The sequence below is a fragment of the Natronorubrum aibiense genome (assembly GCF_009392895.1).
Classification (GTDB): Archaea; Halobacteriota; Halobacteria; order Halobacteriales; family Natrialbaceae; genus Natronorubrum; species Natronorubrum aibiense.
In genome coordinates this window covers 1,136,850-1,162,831 of record NZ_CP045488.1, presented here as the reverse complement: position 1 = coordinate 1,162,831, position 25,982 = coordinate 1,136,850, and the positions used below count along the sequence as shown (strand labels likewise).

Below are 25,982 nucleotides of genomic sequence, written 5' to 3'. Positions count from 1 at the left end.
AGCGGCGAAATCGTACCGGTTCGAACGCGGTGCGCAGAGCAGGCGTCTCAGTACGGGACGGCGTAGAGGACGACCGCGAGGAACGGGATCAGCAACACCAGCATGGCGATGGCGTAGCCGAACATCTCACGGGCTTTGATCTTGGTGATCGCGAGCAGCGGGAGCGCCCAGAACGGGTTCAGCAGGTTGGTGTGGGCGTCACCGACGGCGTACGCCATCGTCGCGTGGGCCGCCGGGATGTCGTACGACTGGGCGGCCTCGAGTACCGACGGCCCGAGGACGATCCACTCGCCGCCGCCGGAGGGAACGAACATGTTGGTAACGGCCGCGGCGAGCCAGGCGAACACCGGGAACGTGGCCGGCGAGGAGATGGTGAGCAGCCCCTCCGCGATCATCTCCGCGAGGCCGGAGGATGCCATGATACCCTGAATCCCGGCGAAAAACGGGAAGAGGAGAATGACCCCGGCGGCGGCGCTCGAGGCCTCGCCGAAGCGCTCACGGTAGAGCTGCGGGCGCGTGTAGATTGCCAACCCGGCCATCAGGAACGCGAAGTTGACGACGTTGAGGTTGAGCGCGTCGAGGCCGAGCGTCGCGAACGTGTAGCCGACCATCACGATCCCGGCGAGGGCGATTAGGCCGCCCATGAGCCGGCTGTTGTTGATCCGCTCTGCGGGAACCGAATCGCTCGACCCTGTGTCGGGCTCGTCTTCGGCTGCCGCCTGCAACTCGCCGCCATCGGTACTCGTCTCGAACAGGTCTGCTTCGGGGATGTACTCCGTGATCTCCCGGGACCGTTCGGGTGCCGGGCTCAGCAGGTAGAGCACGACCGCGGCGAATGCGATCGAGAGAACGGTAAGCGTCAGCGCGTAGGGGTGCAGGATCGTCTCGGAGGTGGGAATCGTCGCCTCGAGCAGCCCCATCTCGATGAACTCGTTGCCCTCAGTCGCGAGCAACAGCGGTGCGGAACCGGACAGGCCCCAGTGCCAGGTCAGTCCGAGGCCCATGTAGCCCGCCACGCACAACAGCGGGTAGTGGACGGTGATGCCGTTCTCGTAGGCCGTCTTTCCCATCTCACGCGCGAAGATGGCACCGATGATCAGCCCGAGACCCCAGTGGACCCAGGCGAGTGCCATCGACACGATGCCGACGAGGACGACTGCTTGCTTCCCGCTTGAGGGCAACTGGCTCAACCGCCGGAGGCCAGCGTTGACCCGTGGATGGTAGGCGACGACGAACCCGGTCATCAGAATGAGTACCATCTGCATCGCGAACGTCAGGAACGCCCAGAACCCGTCGTACCAGAACTCGACTGCCTCGAATACGCCGGCATCCGTCCCGACGACGGCGGCGATGTAGACGATGTACGTGAGGATGATGGCAAACAGGAACGGACTGGGCATCCACCGTTCGACCCAGGTGGCCATTCCGTCGCCCATTCGCTCGAGTGCTGATCTGTCTGTGGCACTTGATGGCATATCTGCCGATCACGGTACTAGTATATAAATATTGATTGAACTTACCTAGCAACTATGGTAACATATCAATTGTCGCACTACTGCCCATCGAGAGATGTCTTCGAGTGGTCGATCGACGAGCTGTCGGTAACTGATGAGCTCCGTACTATCAATCACTAAGAAGTATTCGCTCTAGTATCATATCTCCCAAATGAGAGGGAGAGAGTGACAGCGCGAGTGAGACGGCCGATCTCAAGTCGAATTCGGTCGGTGCTCGATCAGGACTGGCCACCGGGGAACCGGTGGTACTCCATGCCCTTGTGTTTCATCTCGTTGTGCTTGTCCTCGAGGAAGGAGTAGACGGTGCCGTGTGGTGCGCCATCCAGCAGCATCTCGGCTGCGGTACGGACGATGTCGACCTGCTGTGGCGTGCCGATCGTTCCGAGCGTCGAGCCGTAGATGACGACGTCGGCGCCGGTCAGCTCCTCCATGAGTTCGCGCGTGCGACCGCCCTCGCCAATGAGTCGGCCCTTCTTGCGTTTCATGTCGTTTTTGTTGCGGGCGGCGGCGTCGATGTCGACGAGGTCGAACATCATCATCTCGTCCTCGAGCAGTCGCAGCGCTGCCTCGGGTGGGAATCCACGGCCGATCGCACGGACGATGTCCGGCGCTTTGAGACCGCGGACGGGGTCGCCGACGGTGTCGACGGCGACGGAGCCGTTCTCGGAATCGATGTCGAGTCGAACCTCGGCTTCCGCTTCGATTTCGCGCATCGTCTCGCCCCCTTCGCCGATAAGAACGCCAATCCGGTCCTGCGGAATCTTCACGTGTTGCATATATCCACGATACTGGCTGGGCGAGGTTAAGACCTTGGTCCGACACCGAAACCCCTGCAAGTGACGGACACACACCGCCACGGCGCATCTCGCGGGATCGGTTACGGCTCGACCGAGCGGAATCGCACCGCCTCCGTACGCGTATCCACGATCGCGACCGTTCGGTCGGCCTCGGACTTCGCCAGCACGTGTGCGCCGGGATTGAGAACCGTCGTGCGCCCCTGTTCGGACAGCTCCCGCTCGTGGTGGTGGCCATAGCAGACGAAATCGAACGTCTCGCCGGCCGCGATCGCTTCGACCTCGTCCGTACTCTCGCCGTGGAGGACGGCAAACGAGAGCCCGTCGAACTCGAGGCTCGAGAATCGGCCATGTAGTTCGCTTTCACCGCCCAGCGCGTCGAACGCCGACTGGAGCGTCGCGGCGTCGCCGTCGTTGTTCCCGAGCACGCCGTGGAGTTCGAACTCGCTGAAGTAGTCGATCATCAACGGCGCGACGAAGTCGCCACAGTGGATGACGATTTCGACGCCCTCTTCGTCGAAAATCTCGGTTGCGCGCTCGATCGCCGCGACGTTGTCGTGGGTGTCCGAAACGACTCCGATGTGCATACCACAGTCGGCGGTGGCGAGCCACTAAGCCGTTCGGGACGGCGGCTTCGGACGGGTAGAGCTCAGTCTCGAGACGGATCCGGCTCCGGACCCGTGACGAACTCGAGTAACTCGGCTTCGGTCACGTCGAGCCCCTGTCTCGAGAAGAAGTTCGCCACGTTCCGACAGTCGCGTTCCAAGAACTCGCGGCTGTTGGGGTGGTGGACCGTCACGGCCTGTCCGAGGTCGATGACGACGAGTTGGCCCTCGTCGAAGACGACGTTGTACTCGCTCAAGTCGCCGTGAATGAGGCCGGCCGAGTAGAGCCGGCGCATGTACTCGCGCATGACTTCGTAGGCGGTCTGTGGGTTCTCGATGTGGACCTCACCGAGGCGCTTCGCGCGGCCGTCTTCGTTACCGATGTACTCCATGACGAGCACGTTGCGCTCGGTGGCGATCGGTTCGGGGACGCGGACACCGGCCGCTTTCGCCCGCTCGAGATTCGCCAGTTCCTTTTTCGTCCAGGCGAGGACGACGTCCTTTTTCTTTCCGCCCAGTCCCTCGAAGCGCGGGTCACCCTCCAAATAGTCGCGCATTTGCCGGAAGTTCGAGGCGTTGATCCGGTAGATCTTGACGGCGACTTCGCGGTCGTCGCCCAGCGCGTGGTAGACGTTCGCTTCCTTGCCCGTCGAGAGTGGGCCGCCGAACGCTTCGACGTAGCCGTCCTGGACCAGTTTGTACAGCGCCGCGAACGTCGCGTCGTCGAACACCGACTGCTCGACTTTGAACTGGTCTGCGTCTTTGATCCGCTCTTCGAACTGCTCGAACTCCCGGTCACGCTTGCGGGCGATTCGGTCGGCTTCGGTGTCTGAAACGTCGATTTCCTCCCACTCGTCGCCCGGCGTCTCGACCTCCTCGAGGTCGACCAGCCCGAACTCCGTTCCCTGTCCCATCTACCCGTTCGTACTCGCTCTGACGGGTAAAGTGCTGGGTATCGGTCACCGACAACTGGACCGTTCATCCAGGACTGGTTCGGATCGGTCCACGGTGTGCTGATCGATGGCTCGCTACGGAGGCACGCTCCTCGAGTCGGCGGCGCGCACAGCCTTTTCTCGCTGTCCGTCCTATACGTTAGGCATGACGCTCCTGTACGAACGAGCGCGAACGAGGGTCGGGCGATGACGGGCCACGAGGTGACGCTCGAGTGGCCGGACGGCCGACGCGATACCGTGACGGTCGAGCCTCGAGAGACGGTGCTCGAGGCGGCCCTTCGGGACGGGGTTCGGTTGCCCTATGACTGCCGGAAGGGGACCTGTACGGCCTGTGTGGGCCGACTCCGTTCAGTCGACGGGGATGACGCCGACGCCGAACCGTCGGCGGAGAGCGAGTCGATCGACGCCGCCGCGGCGTTTGACTACCGACGCCAGCCCGAAGCCCTGACCGAGCGCGAGCGAGCGGACGGCTACGTCCTGCTGTGTATCGCCATGGCGCACGCCGACTGTCGCGTCGCGGTCGGGCCGATGGTTCGAGCCGAACTCGGCGACAGCCCGTGGGGGTGACATCCTCGCCCGTCCTCAAGGACGGGGTTTCCTACAAGGGAAGCCTCGTATCGAGGGAGGTTTCAGGTCTCAAAGACCGCAAGCGTCGTCTGTCGGGATTGCCGACTCGGCGTGCGGTGTCCTGTGGCCGTGTCACAACGGCTCCCGTTCCGTGGCGAGTCATCGCGCTCCGGTTTCCAAGGAACGCTCTCTCCCCACGGATCAACGCGACCGGCGATATTCGCAGCCGCGTTGATATCCGCTTGATACTCCGTGACCCAGCACTCCGCGTTCGTACACCTAAACTCCGCTTGCGATCCACGATGTCCGATATGTCCGCAGGCGTGGCACGTCTGGGACGTGTAGCGCGGATTCACGAACTCGACCGGGATACCGGCTTCGAGGGCTTTGTCCTCGAGACGGTCGGTGATCCGGGCGAACGCCCACGAATGCAAGCGTCGATTCATGTACTTCCCATAATCCAGATTCTCACGGATGTACGACAAGTCCTCGAGCACGATCACTGGATTGTCAAAGGACTCGGCATACTCGACGGCTTCTCGACGATGTCCGTCAGGGCGTTCTGGTAGTGGTCGAAGCGTTCGTCCACCCGCCATTGCTCGGCATCACGCTTTTGCAGGCGTTTCAGCGTCGTGTGCATCTCCTTACGAAGTGCTCGCGCACGACCGCCGTCGTAGATGTACGGTCGAGTCGGAGTGTCGTTCTGACAGGCACAGCCCGTCAACAGCTTGGACTCACCGATATCAAACCCAATTCGAGTCGGGTCGCCCGGGGTCTCTGGGTCGGCGACCTCGTACTCGACGGTGACGTGCAGCACCCAACTCGTGCGGTACTGTTGCAGTCGGAACTCACCGACCAATATATCCTCGTTGAGCAGGTCGAACCACAAGGATTCCTGTTCAGGATTGATTCGGAGTGGAATCCAGAAGGCGTTGCCACGTCCGGCCTGTGGAACGCGCCAGCAGAACTCGTGCGTTCGCTCGTCGGAGTGATCGATTCGGAAGCCACGATTCGTGAATCGAACCGGATGGTCGTCCTCGAGTTCCGACGCATTGTACGTCCGGCGGAGTTGCGGGACGTAGTTCTTGAGGGCGTCCTTGGCGTAAGACGTGAGCGTGTAGCCCGTGACAATGTCGTTGACTGCCGTTTGCGTATCCGCGCCACTCTCGAAAGCATCCGAGAGAGCACGGCGGTAGGTCGCCACGGTTCGCTCGAGCCGTTGCTCTTTGCCCGTTGTGGGCGGAGCAAGCGTGGCTTCGAGCGTTTTCGTGGCGGTCGTCGTCACAACTACGAGTACGAGAGCGCAATAGTAAAAACTAACGAAAAACTAATCATGTGTGTAGATGCCCAATCTGAACATCGAAGTAGATCAAGACGAGTACGACCGCCTGAGCGAAATCAAAGACGCACACGGCCTCACTTGGAAGGGGGTGTTGCTCCAAGGCGCGAAATCGTTGGACACCGAGGGGCCATTGTAGGGCGAGTCGAGACACAAACGAACGCGATTCCTCCCCGTGCTAAAACACGGGGTTTCCTCGCTACCGCAAGATGAGGGAGGAGCGTACCGCACGGGTCGGACGACGACAGTAACGTTAACGGGCCCGCGGCGTAACCCTCGAGCACGAATGCCCGCTGGCGACGCGACCGTGGATGAAGACAACCCGTATCTCCGGACTCCGCCGACCGAGTTCGAGCCGCTCGAGGACCTCTCCGAGGAAGAAGCCCGCGAACAGGTCGAGCGCCTCCGCGAGGCTATCCGCGAACACGACCGTCGATACTACGTCGAGAACGACCCGATCATCGCCGATCGAACCTACGACGCGCTCTTTACGCGGCTGCAGGATCTCGAGGATGCCTTCGACCTTGCCCATCCCGACAGCCCCACGCGAAGCGTCGGCGGCGAGCCGATCGAGGAGTTCGAAACGGTCGAACACGTCGCGCCGATGCTGTCGATCGATGCCAGCGGCGAGCCCGAAGACGTACGGGAGTTCGACGACCGCGTTCGCCGCGAGGTCGGGGCGGTTGACTACGTCTGCGAGCCCAAGTTCGACGGTGTCTCGATGGAGTTTGTCTACGAAGACGGTCGCCTCGAGCGTGCCGTTACCCGCGGCGACGGCCGCGAGGGCGACGACGTCACCCGAAACGCCCGCACCATCGACTCGGTCCCGAAACGACTCCACGGCGACCATCCCGACTTCCTCGCCGTCCGGGGCGAGGTCTACATGCCGAAAGACGCCTTTCAGGCCCACAACCGCGAGCGCATCGAACGCGGCGAGGAGCCGTTTGCGAACCCCCGAAACGCGACTGCTGGGACGATTCGGCAGCTCGATCCGAGTATCGTCGCCGAACGCCCGCTCGAGGTCTTCTTCTTCGATGTGCTCGAGGCGAGCGAGTTGGAAGACAGCCATCGCGAGGAACTCGAGCGTTTTCCCGAGTTCGGGCTGCGAGTCAACGACCGCGTCGAGGTCGTCTACTCGATCGACGACGCCATCGACTACCGCGACCGCATGCTTGAGGTCCGGGACGATCTGAACTACGAGATCGACGGCACCGTGATCAAGGTCGACGACCGCGAGGCCCGCGAGGAGCTGGGTCGGACGGCACGCCACGACCGCTACGCGTACGCCTACAAGTTCCCCGCCCGCGCGGAGATCACGCCGATCGCCGACGTGGCGGTCCAGATCGGGCGGACGGGGCGAGTGACGCCCGTGGCCTTGCTCGAGCCGGTCGACGTCGGCGGCGTGACGGTTTCGCGGGCCAGCCTCCACAACCCGGAGGAGATCGCCGCGAAGAACGTCAACGTCGGCGACACCGTTCGCGTCCAGCGAGCCGGCGACGTGATCCCCTACGTCGAGGAGGTCGTCGAGAAAGGCAGCGAAGGCCACTACGAACTCCCCGACCACTGTCCCGTCTGTGACAGCGCCATCGAACGCGACGGGCCGATGGCGTTCTGTACCGGCGGGCTGGCGTGTGACGCCCAGCGTCGGCGCTCGATCGAGTACTACGCGAGCGACGACGGCCTCGACCTCGAGGGCCTCGGCGAGAAGAGCGTCCGCCAGCTCGTGGATGCGGGCTTACTCGAGTCCGTCGCGGACCTCTACGAACTCGAGCACGAGGACCTCACCGAACTCGAGGGCTGGGGCGAAACCAGCGCCGAGAACCTCCTGTCGGAGATCGAGGCCAGCCGCGAGCCACCGCTCGCGGATTTCCTCTCCGCACTCGGTATCCCCCACGTCGGCCCGACGACGGCCCGCGAACTCGCCCGCGAGTTCACCACGTTCGAGGCGGTCCGCGAGGCCGCCGAAACCGATCCCGAACGACTCGAGAGCGTCGACGACGTCGGCGAGACCGTCGCGGGGCAGATCCACGACTTCTTCGCGAGCGAGGCCAACGCCGCGGCCGTCGACGAGTTGCTCGAACACGTCTCGCCACAGGAATCCGCCCTCGAACGCGGCGGCGACGACCTCCAGGGACTCACCTTCGTCTTTACGGGCTCGCTCGAGGGCATCACCAGAAGCGAGGCTCAGGACATCGTCGAAGCCCACGGCGCGAACGCGACGGGCAGCGTCTCGGGGAACACGGACTACCTCGTCGTCGGCGACAACCCCGGACAGACGAAACGCGACGACGCCGAGGCGAACGACGTGCCGATCGTCGACGAGGACGAGTTCCGCGAGTTACTCGCGGATCACGGGATCGGCCTCGAGTAACCAGTTCGAACAGATCAGCCGACTCGCGCTGGCGATCAGTAGCCGAGGTCGAACGCCGAATTGATCGCGAGCGCGAGCACGACGGCGGCGAGCGCCGCTGCGAGGAAGCCGAAAGAGACCGCCCAGCCGAACAGATCCGCGAGCGATCCGACGACGACCGACCCCAGTGAGGCGACGATCATGTAGACGGTTCGAACGAGGCCGAACCCGGCGTTTTGCTCTTCGGCGGAGAGCTCGCGCAAGAATCTGGGCATGAGCGCCGAGCCGAAGCTCATGGCGATCCCGAGAAACGTCACGCCGACGGCGATCGACGGGAGTCCGGCCATCGTGACGAGCACGCTGAATCCGACGACGCCGGCGAACATGCAGCCGGCGAGCGCGCGGTCCCGGCCGATCCGATCGGAGACGGCCCCGACGCCGATCTGGGCGACGCCCTGTACGACGAAGTACAGCGAGAAGAACGTTCCCGCGAGCGTCGTCGAGAGGCCGCGGTGGTCGATGAGAAACGTCGGCAGGAACGAGGCGGTCCCCTGCCAGGCGAACTCGCCGACGATGGCGATACCGAGCGCGAACGCGATCGGCGGCCGGGTGAGCAGCTCGCCGATTGGCCCGAGCTGGAACCGCTTGCGAAGCGGCGTCTCCGGACGACGAGGCTCGGTCGGTCGGACCTTCCAGGCGAACAGAACCGCCGACGGGACCCCGACCAGGGCGACGACGGCAATGGCTGCCCGCCATCCGAATCGGACTGCGATCCACGCCACGGCGACGGGTGTGAGGAGGCCGGCGACCGTCGCCCCGGAGTTGTGGATTCCGATCGCGGTCCCGACGTTGTCGTACGTTCGGGCGAGCAGCGTCGTCGCGACGCTGTAGTGCAGGCCCGCGACCGCGCCGAGTACGATCGTCGCGAGGAAGAACACCCCGAAGACGGGGGCGATCGACACGGCCAGCGCGGCCAGCGCCGAGCCGCCGACGGCGACGAGGATGATCAGTCGCTCGCCGTACCGATCCGCGAGGACGCCGCTCGGATACTGGGCGAGCCCGTAGGCGAGCCACATTCCGGTCAGCGAGAGGCCGACGACCGCGTTCGAAACGCCGAACGTCTCGACGACGTCGGGGAGGACGGGACTGATCGCTAACCGGCCCACCATCGTGACGAAGAAGGCGAGCGTACACAGCGCGAGGACCGTTTCTCGATATCGCCAGCGCATCACCGACGTACCCACGCTCCGGTGGAAGCGGATGCGGATACTTAGCCTGTGCGATTCGCGGAAAGAAAGCGTGAGACGAACACACGTGACCGACACCGCGACGACAGGCAATCCCTACGACGGGAGTTCGGCGGCGACCGCCTCCACTGCCTCGAGGCCCTGTACCTCGCCCTCCCGTTCGGGCAGCGTGACGACCTCGAGGCCGGGGAACGTCTCTCGTATCTCTGCGAGCCGTTTCTCGTGGCGCTCGTGGCGGGACTGACAGCGTGAACAGTCCTCGTCGGGATCTTCGAGTACCTGATTGACGACGAGGCGATCGACCCGCACGCCGGCCTCGCGGAGCGTCTCGACGAGCCGTTCGGATTCGGCGATGGCCATCCCCTCGGGGATGAGCACGACGCGGAACTCGGTGCGCTCGGGATCGACGAGCAACTCGCGAGCGCGCTCGAGGCGAGCCTGAAACGCCTCGAGGCTCTCGTCTTCGTCGTCGCTGCGGCCGGTCATCATCGACATGGGGCCGAACACCGCCGACTTGGCCGCGGTGCCGATCCGCCGGGCCTGCCCGCGCAGCGACCGGAGCGTCTCGAGTGCCGGGCCGATCGCGTCGGGCATGTCGAACAGCCGGAGGGTGTGTCCCGTCGGTGCGGTGTCGAAGACGACGGTGTCCCACTCGCTCGAGTCGACGTACTCGACGAGTAAATCGAGCGCCGCCAGTTCGTCGCTGCCGGCCGGCGCACCCGAGGCGAAGATCCGCTCGACCTCCTCGTCGTCGAGTCTGATGCCGGCGCTGCGGAGGTCGCTGGCTAACGCGTGTGCTAGCTTTTCGTAGCGTTCCTGTTGCGTCTCGGGATCGATCTCGACGGCCCACAGTCCGCCCTCACCGCTCGCCGTCCGGTGATCGCTGCCGACCTCGAGTCGTTGCGGGTCGCTTCCGAGATCGACCTCAAGCGAGTCCGATAGTGAGTGGGCCGGGTCCGTCGAGACGACCAGCGTCTTCTGGCCAGCGTCGGCGAGTCGAACGCCGGTGGCCGCCGCACAGGTCGTCTTCCCGACCCCGCCTTTGCCGCCGTAAAAGATGCAGTCGGTCATTGCCTCGAGTACGACCGGCCGGAACCTAAACGAACGGCTTGTTCTCAGGGAGTGTCCTCGCTGTTGATGGGGTGACTTGAGAACGAGAGCGGAACCGTCGTCTAGAGGTCGACGCGGTCGAACCGGTAGAGTGCGATGACCGTCGGGACGACGATCCAGAGCAGGAGGATAATAAAGGAGAACCAGTTCTCGAGGTAGAACGGCACGCCGTTGGCGAACCACACCTCGGGGAAGGACGTTCCGAGTTCGCTGCCGCCGCTCGAACTGAGGACCGTGATCGCGTTCTGGAAGGCGTTGCCCGGATCGATCGTATCGATGAACAGCGCCCAGTCGGGGAGTCGGTCCATCGTCACCTGCTGTGTCGTGCCGTCCGCGACGGGGACCTCCTGTGTGTAGCTGACCCCCTCGATCGTGCCGCGGTTCATCAGGATCTGGAAGACGGTCTGGATCGCGTTCCAGACGATGTAGAACAGCACGAAGATGCCGACCATCGCCGCGCCGGCGATCGTCGTCGACCGCGTGACCGACGACAGCGCGACGGCGATACTCGTGTAGGCGATGCCGTAGATGATCGCCATCACGAGCAGGCTCACGTAGTCAACGGGGTCGAAACTCCCGAGCAGCGCCGCGACGATGATCGCGGCGAGGGCGAACCCGACGACCAGCGACACCGAGAGGACGGCCGAGCGACCGATGAGTTTCCCGAGCAGGACATCCTTTCGGGAGTGGGGCAACGAGAGCAGGATCTTGATGCTGCCCGTCTCGCGCTCCCCGGCGATCGCCTTCCAGCCCAGTATCAACGCGATCAGCGGGATCACGAGCCGCGTGATCTGGCTGACGAACAGCACCAGCGCTTCCGTCGTCGCGCCTTGCTGAGCGATCTCCTCGCCGAAGTACGAGATCGTTCCCGTGACCGCGACCAACAGGACGAAAAAGAAGACGCTCAGTCCCCAGAACATCCACGAGCGGACCGCGTCCTGGAAGTCCTTTTTGGCGACCGCACGGACACTCTCGAGATTGATCGAACTCGAGGGCGAGGTCGTCCCCCCGCTCGTGGTGGCGGTTTCGGTGCTCATCGGGCCGTCACCTCCGCGTCCGTCGTATACGACTGGAAGACGTCCTCGAGCGAGGCCTCGCTCGTCGAGAAGTCCTGCACCTCGATACCGTGGTCCTCGAGCGTCGAGAGGACGGTCGTTTTCGAGCCGTCGACCTGAACGACCAGCGTCGGCGGGGTCTGACCGTCGACGGCAGCGTTCGTGACGTCCGGCAGCGAGCGAACCGCCTGCAGCGCGTCGTCGTCGATTCGGTCGACGGTAATTCGCAGGCTCGTTCCGCCGCCGACGGAGTCGCGCAGCCCCGATACCGAGTCAACGGCGACCATCTCGCCGTCGCGCAGGATGCCGACCCGGTCACAGACTGCTTCGACCTGCTCCATGATGTGACTCGAGAAAAACACCGTCGCGCCGCGTTCGTTCTCCTCGCGGACGATCTCGCGCATCTCGCGAGCGCCGTTGGGGTCGAGGCCCGTCGAGGGTTCGTCCAGGATCAGCAGTTCGGGCTCGCCGACCAGCGCCATCGCGAGCATGAGCCGCTGGGACATCCCTTTCGAGTAGCCGCCGGCCTTCTTGTCGATGGCGTCGCGGAGGCCGACGCGCTCGAGGAGGGCTTCGGGATCGTCGTCGGCACCTTTCGAGTCGATGGCGAACTCGAGGTGTTGCCGTGCCGTCAGCCGGTCGTACGTCTCGACACCTTCGGGGAGGACACCGGTCCGCGAGCGGATCTCGCGGCTGTGGGCCTGGGCGTCGAGCCCAAGCACCGTTACCTGTCCGGCGGTCGGCCGGATGAAGTCGAGGATCACGTTGATCGTCGTCGACTTGCCGGCGCCGTTGGGACCAAGGAAGCCGAACACTTCGCCCTCTTCGACCTCGAAGGAGAGGTCCGAGAGTGCGAGCGTCTGGCCATAGGACTTGGTCAGCGTATCGACGCTGATAGCTGGCATAGCTGTGTGGTCACGGCGTTCACCGATAAGAGTTGTTACTTCCAACTGATAATATTCCGAGAATCTCCGAGGAACAAACGGTGTCCGGCTAGATCGGGTCGTCCGGATCGTATCGCTCGGCGGTCCGCTCGACCTCGTTCGCGTAGCGTTCTCTGGTTTCTGCGTCGGGCACTGGCTCGAGGTCGTCTTCGGGAATCTCCGTGGCGGCGGTGACGTCGGGGCCGGTTCGCAGCGCCGTCGACGAGCGCTGTCGTTGCTGGTAGCGCGAGCCGTCCGGCGTCGCGTAGACGATCGTCACGAAATCACGGTCGCCGAACTCGCGTTCGACGAGCCAGCACTGCACCGTCGAGTCACTCATACGCGGCCCTTACGAGTCGATCACCGAGAATGTACCGTGTCCGTGTCGCGTTCGCAGCCGCTGCAGGTCGCCGCGAGCTACTTGCCTCGTGACGCCGAACCGCTCGTTCGATGAGTCGATCCTGGAGCGAGCACGTCGACGAGTTGCTGTTCGACGGCGAGCGCGAGCGCCAGCGCATCGATCTCGAGACCGCAACGGTGGTCATCACGAACCACCGGGTGCTCGTGTTCACCGCCGGTGGCGACGGGCCGACCTACCGCCACGCCGACCGGCCGAACGTCACCCGGGTCTCCGTCGACATCGAGAGCGCGCCGAGACACCTCCTGTGGATGGCGGTCTTCCTGTTCCTCGGCACCGGGCTGCTCGTGGTGGCGACGACGACTAATTTCGCGGCCGCCGTCAGCGGCGTCGAGCTCGGTGGCGGCGGGCTCACGGGGATCGCCGCAACCCTGCTCAGCTTCGTCGAAACGCTGCTGGTCGTGTTCGACATCACTCTCGTCGTGGTCGGTGTCGTCTTGCTGCTCGTCGCGGCCGTTTTCTCGACCCGCTACGCCCGGTCGCGCTCGCGTCGGCTCGTGTTCCGGATCAGCGGCGACGACGATATCGCGGTGCCAGTCACTACCGCCGATCTCGAGGCCGGGCGACCGGAAGCGCTCGAGGCCGCGATTGGGCCCGAATCGACGTCTGACACGGCTGGCACCGCGACCGTCGCCGAGGAGTCAGGCTGAAAGTCCTCGCGACCCTAGGGCCGCCGATGAACGCCGACGGGGTTCGCAAGCGAGCCGGCGCGTTGCCGCGTGAGCCGGGGGTCTACCAGTTCCGAGCCGACGGGACGACCCTCTACGTCGGGAAAGCCGTCGATCTTCGCAGTCGAGTGCGCTCCTACGCCGACCCGCGGAGCGCGCGGATCGGGCGTATGGTCGACCGCGCTGACGAGATCGAGATCGCCGTCACCGACACCGAGACGCAGGCGCTGTTGCTCGAGGCCAACCTGATCAAGCGCCACCAGCCCCGGTACAACGTCCGGCTCAAAGACGACAAGTCGTATCCGATGGTCCAGTTGACGGCCCATGAGGCCCCGCGGATCGAGATCACCCGCGATCCCGCAGAATCAGCGACCGTCTTCGGCCCGTACACGAACAAAGGGCAGGTCGAGACCGTCGTGAAAGCACTGCGGGAAACCTACGGCATCCGCGGCTGTTCGGACCACAAGTACGCGGGTCGCGATCGCCCCTGTCTGGACTACGAGATGGGGCTCTGTACGGCCCCCTGCACGCGAGAGATCGACCTCGAGAGCTACGCCGAGGACGTGACTGCCGTCAAGCGCTTCCTCGAGGGCGAGACGGGCGTCCTCGCGGACCCGCTGCGCCGGGAGATGGAAACTGCCGCCCAGAACCAACAGTTCGAACGCGCGGCGAATCTCCGAGACCGACTCGAGACCGTCGAAGCCTTCCACGGCGCGGGTGGCGAGGCGATCCAGTCGGTCGGCGACGAGCGCACCGTCGACATCCTCGGGGTCGCCATCGAGGGCGACGACGCCACGGTTGCGCGACTGCGCGCCGAGCGCGGCAAACTGGTCGACCGGGATCGACACACGCTCGAGGCACCGGGGGCAGACCCGAGTCACGCGGCCCCTGACGCCGACACCGCTACCGGCACCGATACCGACACCAACGCCGACGGCGGCACCCCGACCGTCCTCGCCGCCTTCGTCGTCCAGTACTACGCCGAGCGCGACCTGCCCGATGCTCTGCTCTTGCCCGAACGCCACGGCGACAGCGAGGTCACGGCGTGGCTCGAGGCCGAAGGCGTTTCGGTTCGGGTCCCCGGCGCCGGTCGGGAAGCCAAACTTGTCGAACTCGCGCTCAAGAACGCCCGGCGGAACGTCGGCGGCCGTGACGAGTGTGCCATGTTAGCCGACGCGCTCGAACTCGAGTCGGCCCGCCGGATCGAGGGATTCGACGTGAGCCACGCGCAGGGCACCGCCGCAGTCGGCAGCAACGTCACCTTCGTCGAGGGCAGCGCCGAGAAGGCCGACTACCGGCGGAAGAAACTTACTGACCAGAACGACGACTACGACAACATGCGAGCCTTGCTCGAGTGGCGTGCTCGCCGCGCCGTCGAGGAACGAGACGACCGGCCCGACCCCGATCTGTTGCTGATCGACGGCGGCGAGGGCCAACTCGAGGCCGCCCGCGATGCGCTGGCCGAGGTGGGCTGGGACGTGCCGGCGGTCGCGCTCGCGAAAGCCGAGGAGCGCGTCATCACGCCCGACCGCCAGTTTTCGTGGCCGAGCGACGCGCCCCACCTGCACCTCCTCCAGCGGGTGCGCGACGAGGCCCATCGCTTTGCGGTCCAGTACCACCAGACGATCCGTGACGAGGTGTCGACGGTGTTAGACGACGTCCCCGGCGTCGGTCCCGAGACGCGAAAGCGGCTGCTGGGCCGGTTCGGCAGCGTCGAGAACGTTCGGGAGGCGAGCCTCGAGGACTTACAGAGCGTTTCCGGTGTCGGCGAGCGGACGGCCGAGACGATCAAGTCGCGACTGTAGCCGTCACACCGCAGGGACAGTACTATCCTCACTGACGGCGTACGCTACACCATGCCAAACGACGACGAACTCGAGGACCTCCTCGAGGAACTCGACAGCCAGGGCGATCTCGAAACGGCCGAGCAGCGCCTGTCAATTCGGATGGAGCGGCGTCGGTACGACAAGCCGGTGACGATCGTCGAAGGGTTCGACCTTCCCCAATCGGAGCTCAAATCGACGGCGTCGGAACTGAAGCAGGCGCTCGGGACGGGCGGGACGATCGACGACAACCGGATCGAACTGCAGGGCGACCACCGCGATCGCGTCCCCGACTTACTTCGCGACCGTGGCTTCGACGTCCAGGAGTAATCCCCGCACGAGCCACGCGATCGGCAGTCGATGCCACGGCCGAAGTCACTTTATGCCCGCCATTCCCAATTATTAATATGGACATTCGACCGGCGAACGCCGACGATTTCGAGGCAATCAAAGCCGTCGCCCGCGAGACCTGGCACGACACCTACGACGAACTCGAGGCCGACATGATCGATCGCACGGTCGACAACTGGTACACTGGCGACTCGATGCCGCTCGAGGCACCCGGCACGGTCGTTCTCGTCGTCGAGGCCGACGACGAGGTCGTCGGCTTTACCCACGCCGTCGCGCAGGGTGAGACGGCCGACATCCTCCGGATGTACGTCGATCCGGATTTTCAGGGTGAGGGGGTCGGCAGCGACCTCCACGAACGCCTGATCGAGCAACTCGAGGCCTACGACGTCGACCGAATTCGATCGTTCGACTTCGCGTTCAACGACGCCAGTCGGCGTTTCTACGAGGGGCTGGGCTTCGAGCAGACCGACTCCGGCGAGGTCGAAATCGACGGCGAGTACTACGACGAGGCGGTCTACACGCTCGAACTGTGAAACGGACTGCGGCGAACGTTGTCAACGCGTAGCGTTGCGGTGAGGGCGCTAAGCCCCTGCCTCAAGGAGCCGCCGCAGGCGGCGAGTAGGCAGGGGTAGTTCACCCGCGGTTGACGATGCCGACGTTGAGTGCGTCGTTCGAGCAGGACAGCCGCGAGAGCCGCCCGGTGAACCACAGCGTCTCCCGACCGCCGGCCGGCACGGACAACGTCCCACTCGAGGGCAGAGTGGCCGTCGACGAGACGTATCGCTGTTCGGAAACGCTGCCGGTGACGCTGACGTCGACCTGCCCGCCGGTACCCGAACAGTCGTGGACGGTGATCGCACCGGTCGACCAGTCGTCCGCGGTCAGTTCGGCGTCGGTACACCCCCGAGTTCGGATCGCTCCATCTCCCTGTGCCGCGCCCGTCCCGGTCAGCGCCGTCAGTCCCGTTGCCGCCCCGACCGCGCCGAGTAACGCCCGCCGCGCTGGTAGCGTCTCACTCTCCTCGTCTGCGTTCTTTTGTGTGTCCATTGACACCACACAGCAGTATGTACCGGCTCGAGTCGCAAAATACCGTTTTCGGATTCGACGGATCAGTTTTCGGTCGGAAGAAACGACCGTCGCTTCTCAGAACTCCTCGGTTGGCGGCGCGATTCCCTCGTCATCGTCGCCCTCGAGGTCGAACTCCTCACGCACCTCTCGGATCCGATCCCGGATGTCCGCCGCCAATTCGAACTCGAGGTTGCTCGCCGCCTCCTGCATCTGCGTCTCGAGGTCGGCGATGTATCGGGCGGCCTCGTCGTCGTCCGCAATGTCCGTCCCGGAGACGCTCGAGGTGTCGGTCTTGCTTCCGGGGAGGTTGGTTTCGCCCACTTCTTTCTCGATCGTCGTCGGCTCGAGGCCGTGGTCCTCGTTGTATGCCTGTTGAATCTCGCGACGGCGCTGGGTCTCTTCGATCGCCGACTCCATCGCGTTCGAGGGTTCGTCGGCGTAGAGCACGACCTCGCCGTTGACGTTTCGGGCTGCGCGTCCCATCGTCTGGACGAGCGTCGTTTCGCTGCGCAGGAACCCTTCCTGGTCGGCGTCGAGGATCGCCACGAGCGAGACTTCGGGAATGTCCAGCCCCTCCCGCAGCAGGTTGATGCCGACGAGGACGTCGATCTCGCCCAGTCGAAGCGAGCGGATGATCTCGTGGCGCTCTAAGGTGTCCGTCTCGTCGTGCATGTACGCGACGTCGATGCCGGCTTCCTCCAAGTACTCGGTCAGGTCCTCGGCCATCCGTTTGGTCAGCGTCGTCACCAGCGTGCGCTCGTCGCGGTCGATGCGCTCGTCGATGCGGTCCATGAGGTCGTCGACCTGCCCGGTGGCGTCTGTGACCTCGATCTGTGGGTCGACGAGATGGGTCGGTCGAACGATCTGTTCGACGATCTGCTCGCTTTCTTCGCGCTCGTGGTCGCTCGGCGTCGCGCTAATGTACAGCGTTTGATCAGTTTTCTCCTCGAACTCTTCGAATGTGAGCGGGCGGTTGTCGTAGGCGGTGGGGAGTCGAAACCCGTTCTCGACCAGCGAATCCTTGCGGGACTTGTCGCCGGCGTACTGGCCCCGGATCTGGGGAAGGGTTACGTGGGACTCGTCGACGACGGTCAGGAAGTCGTCGGGGAAGTAATCAAGCAGCGTGTAGGGGGCCTCGCCCGACTCTCGATCCGAGAGGTAGACGGAGTAGTTTTCGATGCCCGAACAGTAACCCGTCTCGGCCATCATCTCCAAGTCGAACGTCGTTCGCTCGTCGATGCGCTGGGCGGCGATCATGTCGCCCTGCCGTTCGAAGTACGAAATTCGCGACTCGAGGTCGTCGCGAATCTCGTCCATCGCGCGCTCGAGTTTCGCTTCGGGAATCGAGTAGTGCTCTGCGGGGTGGATCAGGACGGCCTGTTGCTCGCCCTGAGTTTTCCCCTCGAGCGGGTCGACTTTGACCATCCGATCGATCTCGTCGCCCCAGAGTTCGACGCGGACGGCGTAGCGGCCGTACATCGGATAGATCTCGATGGTGTCGCCGCGCACGCGGAATGTCCCCTGCGTGAAGTCGACGTCGTTGCGCTCGTAGTTGAGGTCGACCAGTCGCGCGAGCAGTTCGTCGCGGCCGACCGACTCGCCGACCTCGAGTCGCAGCGACATGTCGATGTAGTTGCGCGGGTCGCCAAGGCCGTAGATCGCCGACACCGAAGCGACGACGATAACGTCCTCGCGGGTCAACAGTGAGCGCGTCGCGGAGTGGCGCAGGCGGTCGATTTCGTCGTTGATCGAGGCGTCCTTGTCGATGTAGGTGTCGGTTTGTTCGACGTAGGCCTCGGGCTGATAGTAGTCGTAGTAGGAGACGAAGTACTCGACGGCGTTGTCCGGAAACAGGTTCCGGAACTCCTCGTACAGCTGAGCCGCCAGCGTCTTGTTGTGGGCGATGACGAGGGTCGGCTTCTGGATCTCCTCGATCGTCCACGAGACGGTGTTGGTCTTCCCCGAGCCGGTCACGCCGAGCAGGGTCTGTTTGTCCATCCCCGACCGGAAGCCATCGGCCAACTGTTCGATCGCCTCCGGCTGGTCGCCTGCGGGCTCGAAGGGCGCGTCGACCTCGAAGGGGCGATCGACGTCGGGACGGTCCGGCTGGAGGGGGCCTCGCGTGTCGCTCATTATCGGGTTCAGGTGGTCGAGCCACTTCACCCGCTCGCATGCGGCACGCGAGACGGTCACAGGAGCGACGGCGCGAACGCACGCGACCGATGGCCGACCGAATCGACCGGCGTCGATTACGCGTCGTCGCCGAGCACGCCGTCGACCGTAATTTCAGCCGTGAACTCGCGGCCTTCCGTCTCCGCTGGCGGCTCGAGGTAGCCGATGGCGTTTGCGGTGTAGGCCGTGTCCAACTCGAGATCGACGTCGAACGCGGCGACGGTCGTCTCCGGATCGCCCGCCGGTCGAACCGACAGGGTGTAGCTGCCGGCCGGAACAGCGACGTAGTCCGTCGACTCGCCAAATTCGACGTCTTCGAACAGGGGCGCGTCGTCGGCGTAGACGTCGACGGCTGGGGCGTCCGGTGACGCGTGGAACAGCCGGACGAGCGCCGAGCCGGCGTCGACGAGCACTTCGGGTCGGAACGTGCCGGCCCCGAGTTCGCCGATCGCGGCGACGGTGTAGAACGCAGAGCCGACCGTCACGTCATCGTCGAACGCGACCGTCTCCGGATCGCCGGCCGCCGTGATCGTGACTCTGTACGTTCCCGGGTCGACCTCGAGATACGGCGAGACGTCGCCGTAGCCGACGTTCGACAGGATCTGGTTCCCGCTCACGTAGACGTCCACGTTCGGCGCGTCCGGCGAGAAGTGTGCGACGCGAACCGCCGCGTTTGGAATGGCGGGAGCGTCGTCGCCGTCTGTCATTTCTTTCTCCTTCTTTTTCGATCGTTTGTCGTCCGCGTACTCTCCGGTTGCGAAAACGGTTCCGCTCGCGGCAGCGAGTCCACCGGCAGCGCCCATCGATTTCAGGGCTGTGCGTCGTGATACTGGCATAGTGCGACCAAGACGGAGGACGCAACCTGAAAAAACACGGTAGTTAGTAGCGATGGTTGTCGCACCGTTTCCTCCAGTCCCCATCCGTGTAGGCTGTCTGTGCCCGCTGAAGGACGAAGCTACACCGACGTACCCGGGTCCACTCGAGCGTGCAGCGACGGCGGTCTCGGCTCCACGACTGGCCACGAACGCGTAGCCGTCGCCTAGTCGACTGTTCGTTCACCGTTCTCGTCGCCCACGTCGTCGGGTGGCGCGTGCCCGCCCAACCGTTATGTCTCCGTTCGGTGTGCCACCGGATATGACGGAGCAACTCAAGCAAGCCCACGACGACCTCGAAGCGGCAGCAAAATCGGCCGCCGACAACGATGTCCGTTCGGACCTTCGCGAGGCGGCGGACGCGTTCGACGACTATCTCAACAGCGAACAGGATCCCGACTACGCGGTCCTCGACGCCCACCTCAACACGCTCCGACAGGCTCGCGAACGCGCCAGTGGCGACACGAAGGCCCGACTCGAGAACGCCCTCGAGACGACCGAGTCGTATCGCACGGACCTCGAGCAGGCGTGACCGTCTCGACAGATGATCAGTTCACTCGAGGCGGTCTAACACCGCGTCTTTCTCGTAGGACAGCGAGAGCGACCGCGAGCGACCGCGGCCGTCGACCTCCGTGTAGTCGGCGTCGATCAGCCCCAGCTGGTCGAGTTTGTTGACGATCTCGGAGTAGCGGGTGTACCCCAGCTCCGTTTGGTCGTGAAACGCCTCGTAAACGTCGCCGGCCTGCTCGCCGTCGTTGTGGGCGATCACCTCGAGCAGCGCCGCCTCGGTGTCGGTCAGCCCCGAGAGGCTGTGGGTGAGGTTGATGTACTTCGACGTCTCGTAGGCGTCCTCGACGTCCTGCAGTTCGACGGTGCGGCTGGCTCGCATCTCGGCGTTGAGGCCGGCCCGGCGCAGCAGGTCGATACCGACCCGGAGATCGCCGCTCTCGGCGGTGCGTTCGGCGACGTCCTCGAGAATTGCCCGCGAGACGACGCCGTCGTGGAACCCACGCTGTACGCGCTCTGCGAGGATATCGACGATCTCGGGCTGGTCGTAGATCGGGAAGTAGACGTCTTCGGGCCGGAAGACGCTCTGGACGCGGGAGTCGAGTTCGTCGATGACGTCTAACGCGGGATCGGAGGAGACGACGATGACGCCGATTTTGGCCCCCGGATACTCCTCGTGGGCGCGCAACAGTGAGTAGAGCGTATCGGAGGCCTCGTTCTCGTAGAAGAGGTAGTTGACGTCGTCGAGTGCGACGACGAGCACGCGATCTTCCTCGACGAGTTTCTCGGCGATCTGGCCGAACAGTTTCTTAAACGAGATACCCGAGGACGGCGGTTCGTAGTCGAAGGTCCCCTCGAACAGTCTCGAGAATACCGAGTAGCGCGTGGCGTTGACCTGACAGTTGACGCGGATCGTCCGGACGTCACTGGTCTGAGCGCCGACCTCGTCGAACAGTTTCTGGATCGCCGTCGTCTTGCCGGTGCCGGGCGGTCCACGGACGACGACGTTGAGCGGCCGCGACCCGCGCACCGCCGGACGCAGCGCGTACGTCAGGCTCTGCGTCTGGCCCTCGCGGTGCTTGAACGTCTCGGGAACGTAGTCGATTTCGAAGACGTGCTCGTTTTTAAACACGGATTCGTCCCACGACAACATCCCCTCCTCGGGGTCGTCTGCCATCACTTTCACCCTGCTTCCGCAGCGTCTTAACGTTTCGGTGGCCGCGTATTTTCTCACACCTTCTATTCATTAGTGAGTCTCGTCACCATTCGACACATCAGTTACTGGTCGAACCGTTCACCGAGTTCCCAGCGGAAACACTGTCCGAACTCGGTGAACACGCTCGCGGAGAGACGGACCCAACGATGGGCACCGAGAAAGACGAAGCGGACACGAGTCACGGGGCCACCGAAACTTTCTCGAGTGACACAGCGACTGACGACACCGGCTGGACACGACCGAACCGAGATGTGGGGCTGGAATCGGTGGCCGAACTGTCCGTCGATCAGGCCAACTTGACCCGCTCCATGCCCCGCTCGAGATCCGCGTGATCGATCCGACCGCCGTGGGTCATCCGTACGTGCGCTCGCACCAGCCGTCTCACTTCGTCGGCGCTACTCGAGCGAATCATGAACTGACAGCTTTCGGTCGAACACGAAAATTGGTATGGCATGCCACGATATTAGTCGAATTTGGGAGTAGCTGTTGTACTTGCAGTTGCCGGCCGAATATCGCCCGCTCAATCGAACTTCTCGAGCAGTCGGTCGTAAAAGAGCGGCCCTGAATCACCATCCGACATCCCCCCGTTCGTCGCCGGTTCCCGTGCCTCGTCGGCCAGTTTCTCGACGATCAGCTCCGGCGTCGACCGCGCCAGGTGGTCTTTGACCGGCGAACGGTTCACCTCGAGTTCGCCGTCGACGAGGCCGACCGCTTCGATCCCGTCGATAGTGACGTCGTAGTCGGCCATCTCCCGGATCTCGCCCGCCAGATGGGAGACGAACACGCCCGTCGCACCGTTTTCGGAAAGCGCCTCCAGAATGCCGGCGATGATCTTCGCCGACGCACCGGGTTCGGTGATGCTCTCGAGTTCGTCGACCAATACGAGCGATCCCTCGCCGCCCTGCGCGAGGTCGGCGAACTCCCGAACGGTGGACTCGAACGCGCCCGCGTCGAGCGTTCCCTGCGTTTTGGCGTGGTAGTGCAGATCGTCGAATCGCCGCAGACGAACTCGATCGGCGGGAACGGGCAGCCCCATGTGCGCCAGCACGACCACGCTGGCGACCAGATCAAGCGTCGACGTCTTCCCGCCGCTGTTGACGCCCGAGAGGAGGGCGACGCCCGAAACCTCGTAATCGACGGGGTCGATGGCCTCGAGCGGTTCGTCGAGCAGCGGCGACTGGCCGCCCTCGATGGCGAAGCCAACCGAGCTCTCGGCTGTGTCGGCGAATTCGGGCATCGTACACTCGAACTCGCGGGCGAAGCGAGCGATCGCGAGTTCGACGTCGAGTTCGAGGGCGTCACGGACGAGTTGGCGAGCCCCTTCGCGCTGGTCGGCGAGGTCGGCCGCGAGTTCGCGCTTGAGTCGGCCCGCGCGGCGCTCTTTGGTCGCCGTGAGGTCCTCGCGCAGCCGCGAGACGACGTCTTCGTCGCGCTCGACTGGAAACGTCGGCTCGTCGCTGAACGCCCGGCGTGCGAGTTCGGCTTCCCCCTGATCGAGATCGAGCGCGTCGATCAGGTGCTCGCGGGCCGCATCGACGGCCACCGCGTACTCGTCGGCCAGTTCCCGCGAGAGCAGCGAGTCGACGCCGGCACCGCGTTCGACCAGCGAGAGCAGGTCCGAGCCCTCGATCGTGACGTCCTGCTCGCGGATCGCCTCCCGAAGCCGGTCGTTGGCGACGCTCTCGGCCGCGTTCGCTGCTACGTCGAGATCGTCGACCGCCGTCGTCAGCCGATCGAGTTCCGCGTCGCCCGCGACGGTGCCGTCCTCGTCGAGCCGCGAGAGGCCGTCCTCGAGCGCCTCGAGATCGCAGGCGGCCTCGAGCTCGGCGGTTCGGTGGACCTCGACTGCGGCCCGGAGCCGATCCCGATTACGGGCGAAAAAGGCGAGTGGCCGCTCCGGAACGACCTCGGCGGGCGTCTCGAGCGCGTCGGGGCGAACCTGCACGTCGCCGTCGATTGTGACGCCAGCGAACGATTCGTCGAGCGCGATCACCGTCGAGTAGCCGCGGGCGAGTTCGGCCAGCCCCTGTGTATCCTCGACGATCTCGACGGAGAGTTCGGGGATCGCCTCCCGAGCCCTGCTGTAGCGTTCGGCGTCGGTCGTCGCCAGACAGCGCTCGCGGACCCGAACATCGCCGGGCTGTGCGAGTGGTTCGACGCCCTCGAGGGCCGCGAGCACGGCCTCGTCACACTCGCGCTCGAGGGCGGTGCGAGCGAACGCCTGTACCTCCTCGATCCGCGAGCGGCGCGGACTCGGGTAGATCGTCTCGAGGCGCTGGGCGGCGTAGTCGGTGACCGTCCGCGATTTGAGCAGGGCGAGGACGTCTCGGTAGACCTCCCGAGCACGGTCGGTCGCGAGAAAGCCGCCGGGGTCGTCGTGTTCCAGCCGGATCGCACCGCGTGCGATGCGGGCCGCTCGGCCCTGACTGATTCCCGGTGCGCTCGCGATCGTCGCGACGTCACCTGTCCGGAGGGCGCGTTCGGGGTCGTCGAGCGCCGCCAGCGCTCGGGCCGTCTTCTCACCGACGCCCGGAATCGACTCAAGATCCATCCTTCGTGAGCAGCGTATCAGACCGGAGTGAGAAAAAGTTCCCGCCCGCGTGGCAAGTTGCCGTGATAGCTCGACACACTCAGTTCGACCGTCTCAGCGGTTGATGGGTGACCTCGAGACTTGCGCCCTCCGGGACGCCCGTTATCCCGTCGGGTTCCTAACGACGGATATGGTGTTCAAGAAACTTCTCGGTTCGACGACGACCCGATCGCTGACCGTCGTCTCGGTGCTGTCGGAGGCAAAGCGGGCGTTCAGTCGCGGCAAGCGAACTCGCGGCATCTTGTTGGTCGGCTTGGCTGCCCTCGCCTGGAAGTGGACGATGGTCGGGCTGGCCGCTCAGGGCGTCCTCAAGCTGGTTCGTGGTGGACGGGGATAATCGAGTTCGCTCGGTAGTTTACAGGGGCTCTCGAGGTGGTTAGTCGCTGGATGCGGCGTCCTCGAAGTGATCGTTGGCCAGTCCGTCGATCAGTGACTTGATTTCGCGCTGTTGCTCATCGTCGAGGTTCTCGACCGCGCCGACGCCGCGACCGCCGCTTTTGGCGGTGCTGAGCGCGTTTTTGTTCAGGTTGCCGTCGGGACCGACGACTGGCAGTTTACGGTCCGTGACGTTCTCCGGCAGAAATCCCGACGCCGAGAGGATGAAGTGGACCGCGACATCGGCCAACTCGTCCGTGTCGAAGTCCTCGAGTTGCGGTTCCTCCCACTCCTCGATCGTCGTCCCCGAAAATTCAGGCTCGTGTACCTCGTAGTCGGTCATACGCGAACTGTCGATGACCCGAGGGTTCGGTTTGGTCCCTGCGTGCTCAACGGAGCGGGGTGGTCGCGAGTGCGATGACTCGGCCGCTGGCGAAACCGAGCCAGCCGCTCCTCGGGAGATGGCGAACGAGAAAACAGGCTCGGTCGCGCGTCACTCGTCTAAGTGTTCGATTCCTTTCTTCGAGACGTTGGCTTCTGTGATCTCGCTTGGCATCCAGTCAGGCTTGTCGTCGGGTGCCGTCTCTTCCCACGCCCAGCCGTCGTAGATGTGTACTTTGTCCGTCCCTTTCTCTCGCAGTCTGAGTTCGACGCGCTCTGCGTCGTCCTCACTCGAGCCCGGCTCGAGTCGTCGAGCCGCTTTCAGGGCAGCCTGACGGGGCGTGTTTCCTGAGAAGACGCTCGACTCGTCGCCGCCCGACTCGCGCAGTGCAAAGTTTCGTTTACCATCTTCGCGTACCATGGTTTTGGCCTCCGTGTCAATTCAGCACACGGCCCGACATAAAGATATCCCCGAAAACCGACCGACAGCGTCGGTATCTTTAAGTGCATCGCCTGCGGAACTTTTCCGCACTAACTCCGTTATTTCCACTGTCACAGTAGTCCCATTGGGTGACTACTCCGTGTGTAATACAGTCTCCTGTCTTGTCGTCGAAAACACTTAAGTATATCCTACGGCGAAGTTCGTCATAGAATCCCGCGATGGTACGGAAAAAGAAGCTGAGTCCAAGCGGTGCGAAAGACGAAGACGGCAACTATCACAACGTCCACCTCAACCTCCACGAGGACGAGCTCGCAGTCGCGGGTATGGATATCGGCGACGAAGTTTTCGTCCGCGTCCGAGACGGCAAGATCATCATCCAGAAAGCAGACGAGAATGACGTAGAACACGAGTTCTAAAGAACGAACTTGTTACTCTGCGAGCGTGGCTTCGCCGCGCTCTCGGCAAAACCTTCGAAAGAGCACGAACGCTCTTTTGGCCCTCGCGGAATCTTTGATTCCGCTTCGATGAAAAGCACTCCTCCGTTCTCTCCGCTCACTTGACTCGCGGCGCGTAGCGCCGCGCTCTCGTTCGCTCCGAGTCAGTGTCGGCCCGCTCGCCCGTTCCACTCACTCCGGGATAGTA

The 25,982-nt window shown here is 64.2% G+C and carries 27 protein-coding genes and 1 pseudogene; 10 read left to right on the top strand and 18 right to left on the bottom strand.

The window, feature by feature from the left end; all coding sequences use genetic code 11:
• Nucleotides 1-47 precede the first annotated feature (47 nt).
• The 4 genes from GCU68_RS05775 to rio1 form a co-directional block, all read right to left on the bottom strand.
• The gene (locus tag GCU68_RS05775) at nt 48-1,475 is read right to left on the bottom strand and encodes a short-chain fatty acid transporter (RefSeq protein WP_152939765.1); all 1,428 of its coding nucleotides are present in this window, start codon (nt 1,473-1,475) and stop codon (nt 48-50) included.
• Between the two features lie 257 nt (nt 1,476-1,732).
• A complete protein-coding gene (locus GCU68_RS05770; RefSeq protein ID WP_152939764.1) occupies nt 1,733-2,290 on the bottom strand; it encodes a KH domain-containing protein in 558 nt (185 codons plus the stop codon).
• 101 nt (nt 2,291-2,391) lie between these two features.
• Nucleotides 2,392-2,895, bottom strand: a complete 504-nt coding sequence (locus GCU68_RS05765; protein ID WP_152939763.1) for a metallophosphoesterase — start codon at nt 2,893-2,895, stop codon at nt 2,392-2,394.
• Between the two features lie 62 nt (nt 2,896-2,957).
• Nucleotides 2,958-3,827, bottom strand: coding sequence for a serine/threonine-protein kinase Rio1 (rio1, locus tag GCU68_RS05760; RefSeq protein ID WP_152939762.1), 870 nt, complete (start codon nt 3,825-3,827; stop codon nt 2,958-2,960).
• A gap of 225 nt (nt 3,828-4,052) precedes the next feature.
• On the opposite strand from rio1, the gene GCU68_RS05755 reads away from it, so the two are divergent.
• Nucleotides 4,053-4,433 carry a 2Fe-2S iron-sulfur cluster-binding protein gene (locus tag GCU68_RS05755; protein WP_152939761.1) on the top strand — a complete coding sequence of 127 codons (381 nt, stop codon included), beginning with the start codon at nt 4,053-4,055 and terminating at the stop codon, nt 4,431-4,433.
• Between the two features lie 62 nt (nt 4,434-4,495).
• On the opposite strand, the pseudogene GCU68_RS05750 reads toward GCU68_RS05755, so the two are convergent.
• Nucleotides 4,496-5,718: pseudogene (locus tag GCU68_RS05750) on the bottom strand (RNA-guided endonuclease TnpB family protein).
• A 58-nt stretch (nt 5,719-5,776) separates the two neighbouring features.
• Here GCU68_RS05750 and GCU68_RS21930 point away from each other — a divergent pair.
• Both GCU68_RS21930 and ligA read left to right on the top strand, forming a co-directional pair.
• The gene (locus GCU68_RS21930) at nt 5,777-5,911 is read left to right on the top strand and encodes a hypothetical protein (RefSeq protein ID WP_006088820.1); all 135 of its coding nucleotides are present in this window, start codon (nt 5,777-5,779) and stop codon (nt 5,909-5,911) included.
• Between the two features lie 147 nt (nt 5,912-6,058).
• Entirely contained in the window at nt 6,059-8,143 is a 2,085-nt protein-coding gene (ligA, locus tag GCU68_RS05745; protein WP_152939760.1) for an NAD-dependent DNA ligase LigA, read from the top strand.
• Nucleotides 8,144-8,178: 35 nt separating this feature from the next.
• Here the strand turns inward: ligA and GCU68_RS05740 are convergent, their stop codons facing one another.
• The 5 genes from GCU68_RS05740 to GCU68_RS05720 all read right to left on the bottom strand — a co-directional run bounded on the left by GCU68_RS05740 (nt 8,179) and on the right by GCU68_RS05720 (nt 12,797).
• Complete coding sequence (locus GCU68_RS05740; protein WP_152939759.1) at nt 8,179-9,351, bottom strand: MFS transporter; 1,173 nt, start codon at nt 9,349-9,351, stop codon at nt 8,179-8,181.
• A 114-nt stretch (nt 9,352-9,465) separates the two neighbouring features.
• The gene (locus tag GCU68_RS05735) at nt 9,466-10,440 is read right to left on the bottom strand and encodes an ArsA family ATPase (protein ID WP_152939758.1); all 975 of its coding nucleotides are present in this window, start codon (nt 10,438-10,440) and stop codon (nt 9,466-9,468) included.
• A 101-nt stretch (nt 10,441-10,541) separates the two neighbouring features.
• A complete protein-coding gene (locus GCU68_RS05730; RefSeq protein ID WP_152939757.1) occupies nt 10,542-11,516 on the bottom strand; it encodes an ABC transporter permease in 975 nt (324 codons plus the stop codon).
• Nucleotides 11,513-12,439, bottom strand: a complete 927-nt coding sequence (locus GCU68_RS05725) for an ABC transporter ATP-binding protein (RefSeq protein ID WP_152939756.1) — start codon at nt 12,437-12,439, stop codon at nt 11,513-11,515. The genes GCU68_RS05730 and GCU68_RS05725 overlap by 4 nt, the downstream gene beginning before the upstream one ends.
• Nucleotides 12,440-12,527: 88 nt before the next feature.
• Nucleotides 12,528-12,797, bottom strand: a complete 270-nt coding sequence (locus GCU68_RS05720; RefSeq protein WP_152939755.1) for a hypothetical protein — start codon at nt 12,795-12,797, stop codon at nt 12,528-12,530.
• 110 nt (nt 12,798-12,907) lie between these two features.
• On the opposite strand from GCU68_RS05720, the gene GCU68_RS05715 reads away from it, so the two are divergent.
• The 4 genes from GCU68_RS05715 (at nt 12,908) to GCU68_RS05700 (ending at nt 16,250) form a co-directional block, all read left to right on the top strand.
• Nucleotides 12,908-13,525: a hypothetical protein gene (locus tag GCU68_RS05715; RefSeq protein ID WP_152939754.1), complete on the top strand. Its 618-nt coding sequence runs from the start codon at nt 12,908-12,910 to the stop codon at nt 13,523-13,525.
• 26 nt (nt 13,526-13,551) lie between these two features.
• Nucleotides 13,552-15,348, top strand: coding sequence for an excinuclease ABC subunit C (locus GCU68_RS05710; RefSeq protein ID WP_152939753.1), 1,797 nt, complete (start codon nt 13,552-13,554; stop codon nt 15,346-15,348).
• 51 nt (nt 15,349-15,399) lie between these two features.
• Entirely contained in the window at nt 15,400-15,696 is a 297-nt protein-coding gene (locus GCU68_RS05705) for an SUI1 family translation initiation factor (protein ID WP_152939752.1), read from the top strand.
• 77 nt (nt 15,697-15,773) lie between these two features.
• Entirely contained in the window at nt 15,774-16,250 is a 477-nt protein-coding gene (locus GCU68_RS05700; RefSeq protein WP_152939751.1) for a GNAT family N-acetyltransferase, read from the top strand.
• A 100-nt stretch (nt 16,251-16,350) separates the two neighbouring features.
• Here the strand turns inward: GCU68_RS05700 and GCU68_RS05695 are convergent, their stop codons facing one another.
• The 3 genes from GCU68_RS05695 to GCU68_RS05685 form a co-directional block, all read right to left on the bottom strand.
• Nucleotides 16,351-16,764: a hypothetical protein gene (locus tag GCU68_RS05695; protein ID WP_152939750.1), complete on the bottom strand. Its 414-nt coding sequence runs from the start codon at nt 16,762-16,764 to the stop codon at nt 16,351-16,353.
• Between the two features lie 96 nt (nt 16,765-16,860).
• A complete protein-coding gene (gene uvrB, locus GCU68_RS05690; RefSeq protein ID WP_152939749.1) occupies nt 16,861-18,918 on the bottom strand; it encodes an excinuclease ABC subunit UvrB in 2,058 nt (685 codons plus the stop codon).
• Between the two features lie 116 nt (nt 18,919-19,034).
• Nucleotides 19,035-19,760, bottom strand: a complete 726-nt coding sequence (locus tag GCU68_RS05685) for a DUF4397 domain-containing protein (protein ID WP_152943613.1) — start codon at nt 19,758-19,760, stop codon at nt 19,035-19,037.
• A 331-nt stretch (nt 19,761-20,091) separates the two neighbouring features.
• On the opposite strand from GCU68_RS05685, the gene GCU68_RS05680 reads away from it, so the two are divergent.
• On the top strand, nt 20,092-20,361 hold the full coding sequence (locus GCU68_RS05680) for a DUF7553 family protein (RefSeq protein ID WP_152939748.1): 270 nt from the start codon (nt 20,092-20,094) through the stop codon (nt 20,359-20,361).
• A gap of 21 nt (nt 20,362-20,382) precedes the next feature.
• Here the strand turns inward: GCU68_RS05680 and GCU68_RS05675 are convergent, their stop codons facing one another.
• The 3 genes from GCU68_RS05675 to GCU68_RS05665 all read right to left on the bottom strand — a co-directional run bounded on the left by GCU68_RS05675 (nt 20,383) and on the right by GCU68_RS05665 (nt 24,103).
• Nucleotides 20,383-21,513, bottom strand: coding sequence for an ORC1-type DNA replication protein (locus tag GCU68_RS05675; RefSeq protein WP_152939747.1), 1,131 nt, complete (start codon nt 21,511-21,513; stop codon nt 20,383-20,385).
• Nucleotides 21,514-21,838: 325 nt separating this feature from the next.
• Entirely contained in the window at nt 21,839-22,006 is a 168-nt protein-coding gene (locus GCU68_RS05670; protein WP_152939746.1) for a DUF1059 domain-containing protein, read from the bottom strand.
• A gap of 66 nt (nt 22,007-22,072) precedes the next feature.
• The gene (locus tag GCU68_RS05665) at nt 22,073-24,103 is read right to left on the bottom strand and encodes a MutS-related protein (RefSeq protein ID WP_152939744.1); all 2,031 of its coding nucleotides are present in this window, start codon (nt 24,101-24,103) and stop codon (nt 22,073-22,075) included.
• A gap of 169 nt (nt 24,104-24,272) precedes the next feature.
• Between GCU68_RS05665 and GCU68_RS05660 the strand changes: the two genes are divergently transcribed.
• On the top strand, nt 24,273-24,479 hold the full coding sequence (locus GCU68_RS05660) for a hypothetical protein (protein ID WP_152943611.1): 207 nt from the start codon (nt 24,273-24,275) through the stop codon (nt 24,477-24,479).
• A gap of 39 nt (nt 24,480-24,518) precedes the next feature.
• Here GCU68_RS05660 and GCU68_RS05655 read toward each other — a convergent pair whose 3' ends face one another.
• Nucleotides 24,519-24,860, bottom strand: a complete 342-nt coding sequence (locus GCU68_RS05655) for a hypothetical protein (RefSeq protein ID WP_152939742.1) — start codon at nt 24,858-24,860, stop codon at nt 24,519-24,521.
• Between the two features lie 150 nt (nt 24,861-25,010).
• Nucleotides 25,011-25,319, bottom strand: a complete 309-nt coding sequence (locus GCU68_RS05650; protein WP_152939740.1) for a non-histone chromosomal MC1 family protein — start codon at nt 25,317-25,319, stop codon at nt 25,011-25,013.
• A 239-nt stretch (nt 25,320-25,558) separates the two neighbouring features.
• Here GCU68_RS05650 and GCU68_RS05645 point away from each other — a divergent pair, with 239 nt between their 5' ends.
• Complete coding sequence (locus tag GCU68_RS05645; RefSeq protein WP_152939738.1) at nt 25,559-25,756, top strand: hypothetical protein; 198 nt, start codon at nt 25,559-25,561, stop codon at nt 25,754-25,756.
• Nucleotides 25,757-25,982 lie beyond the last annotated feature (226 nt).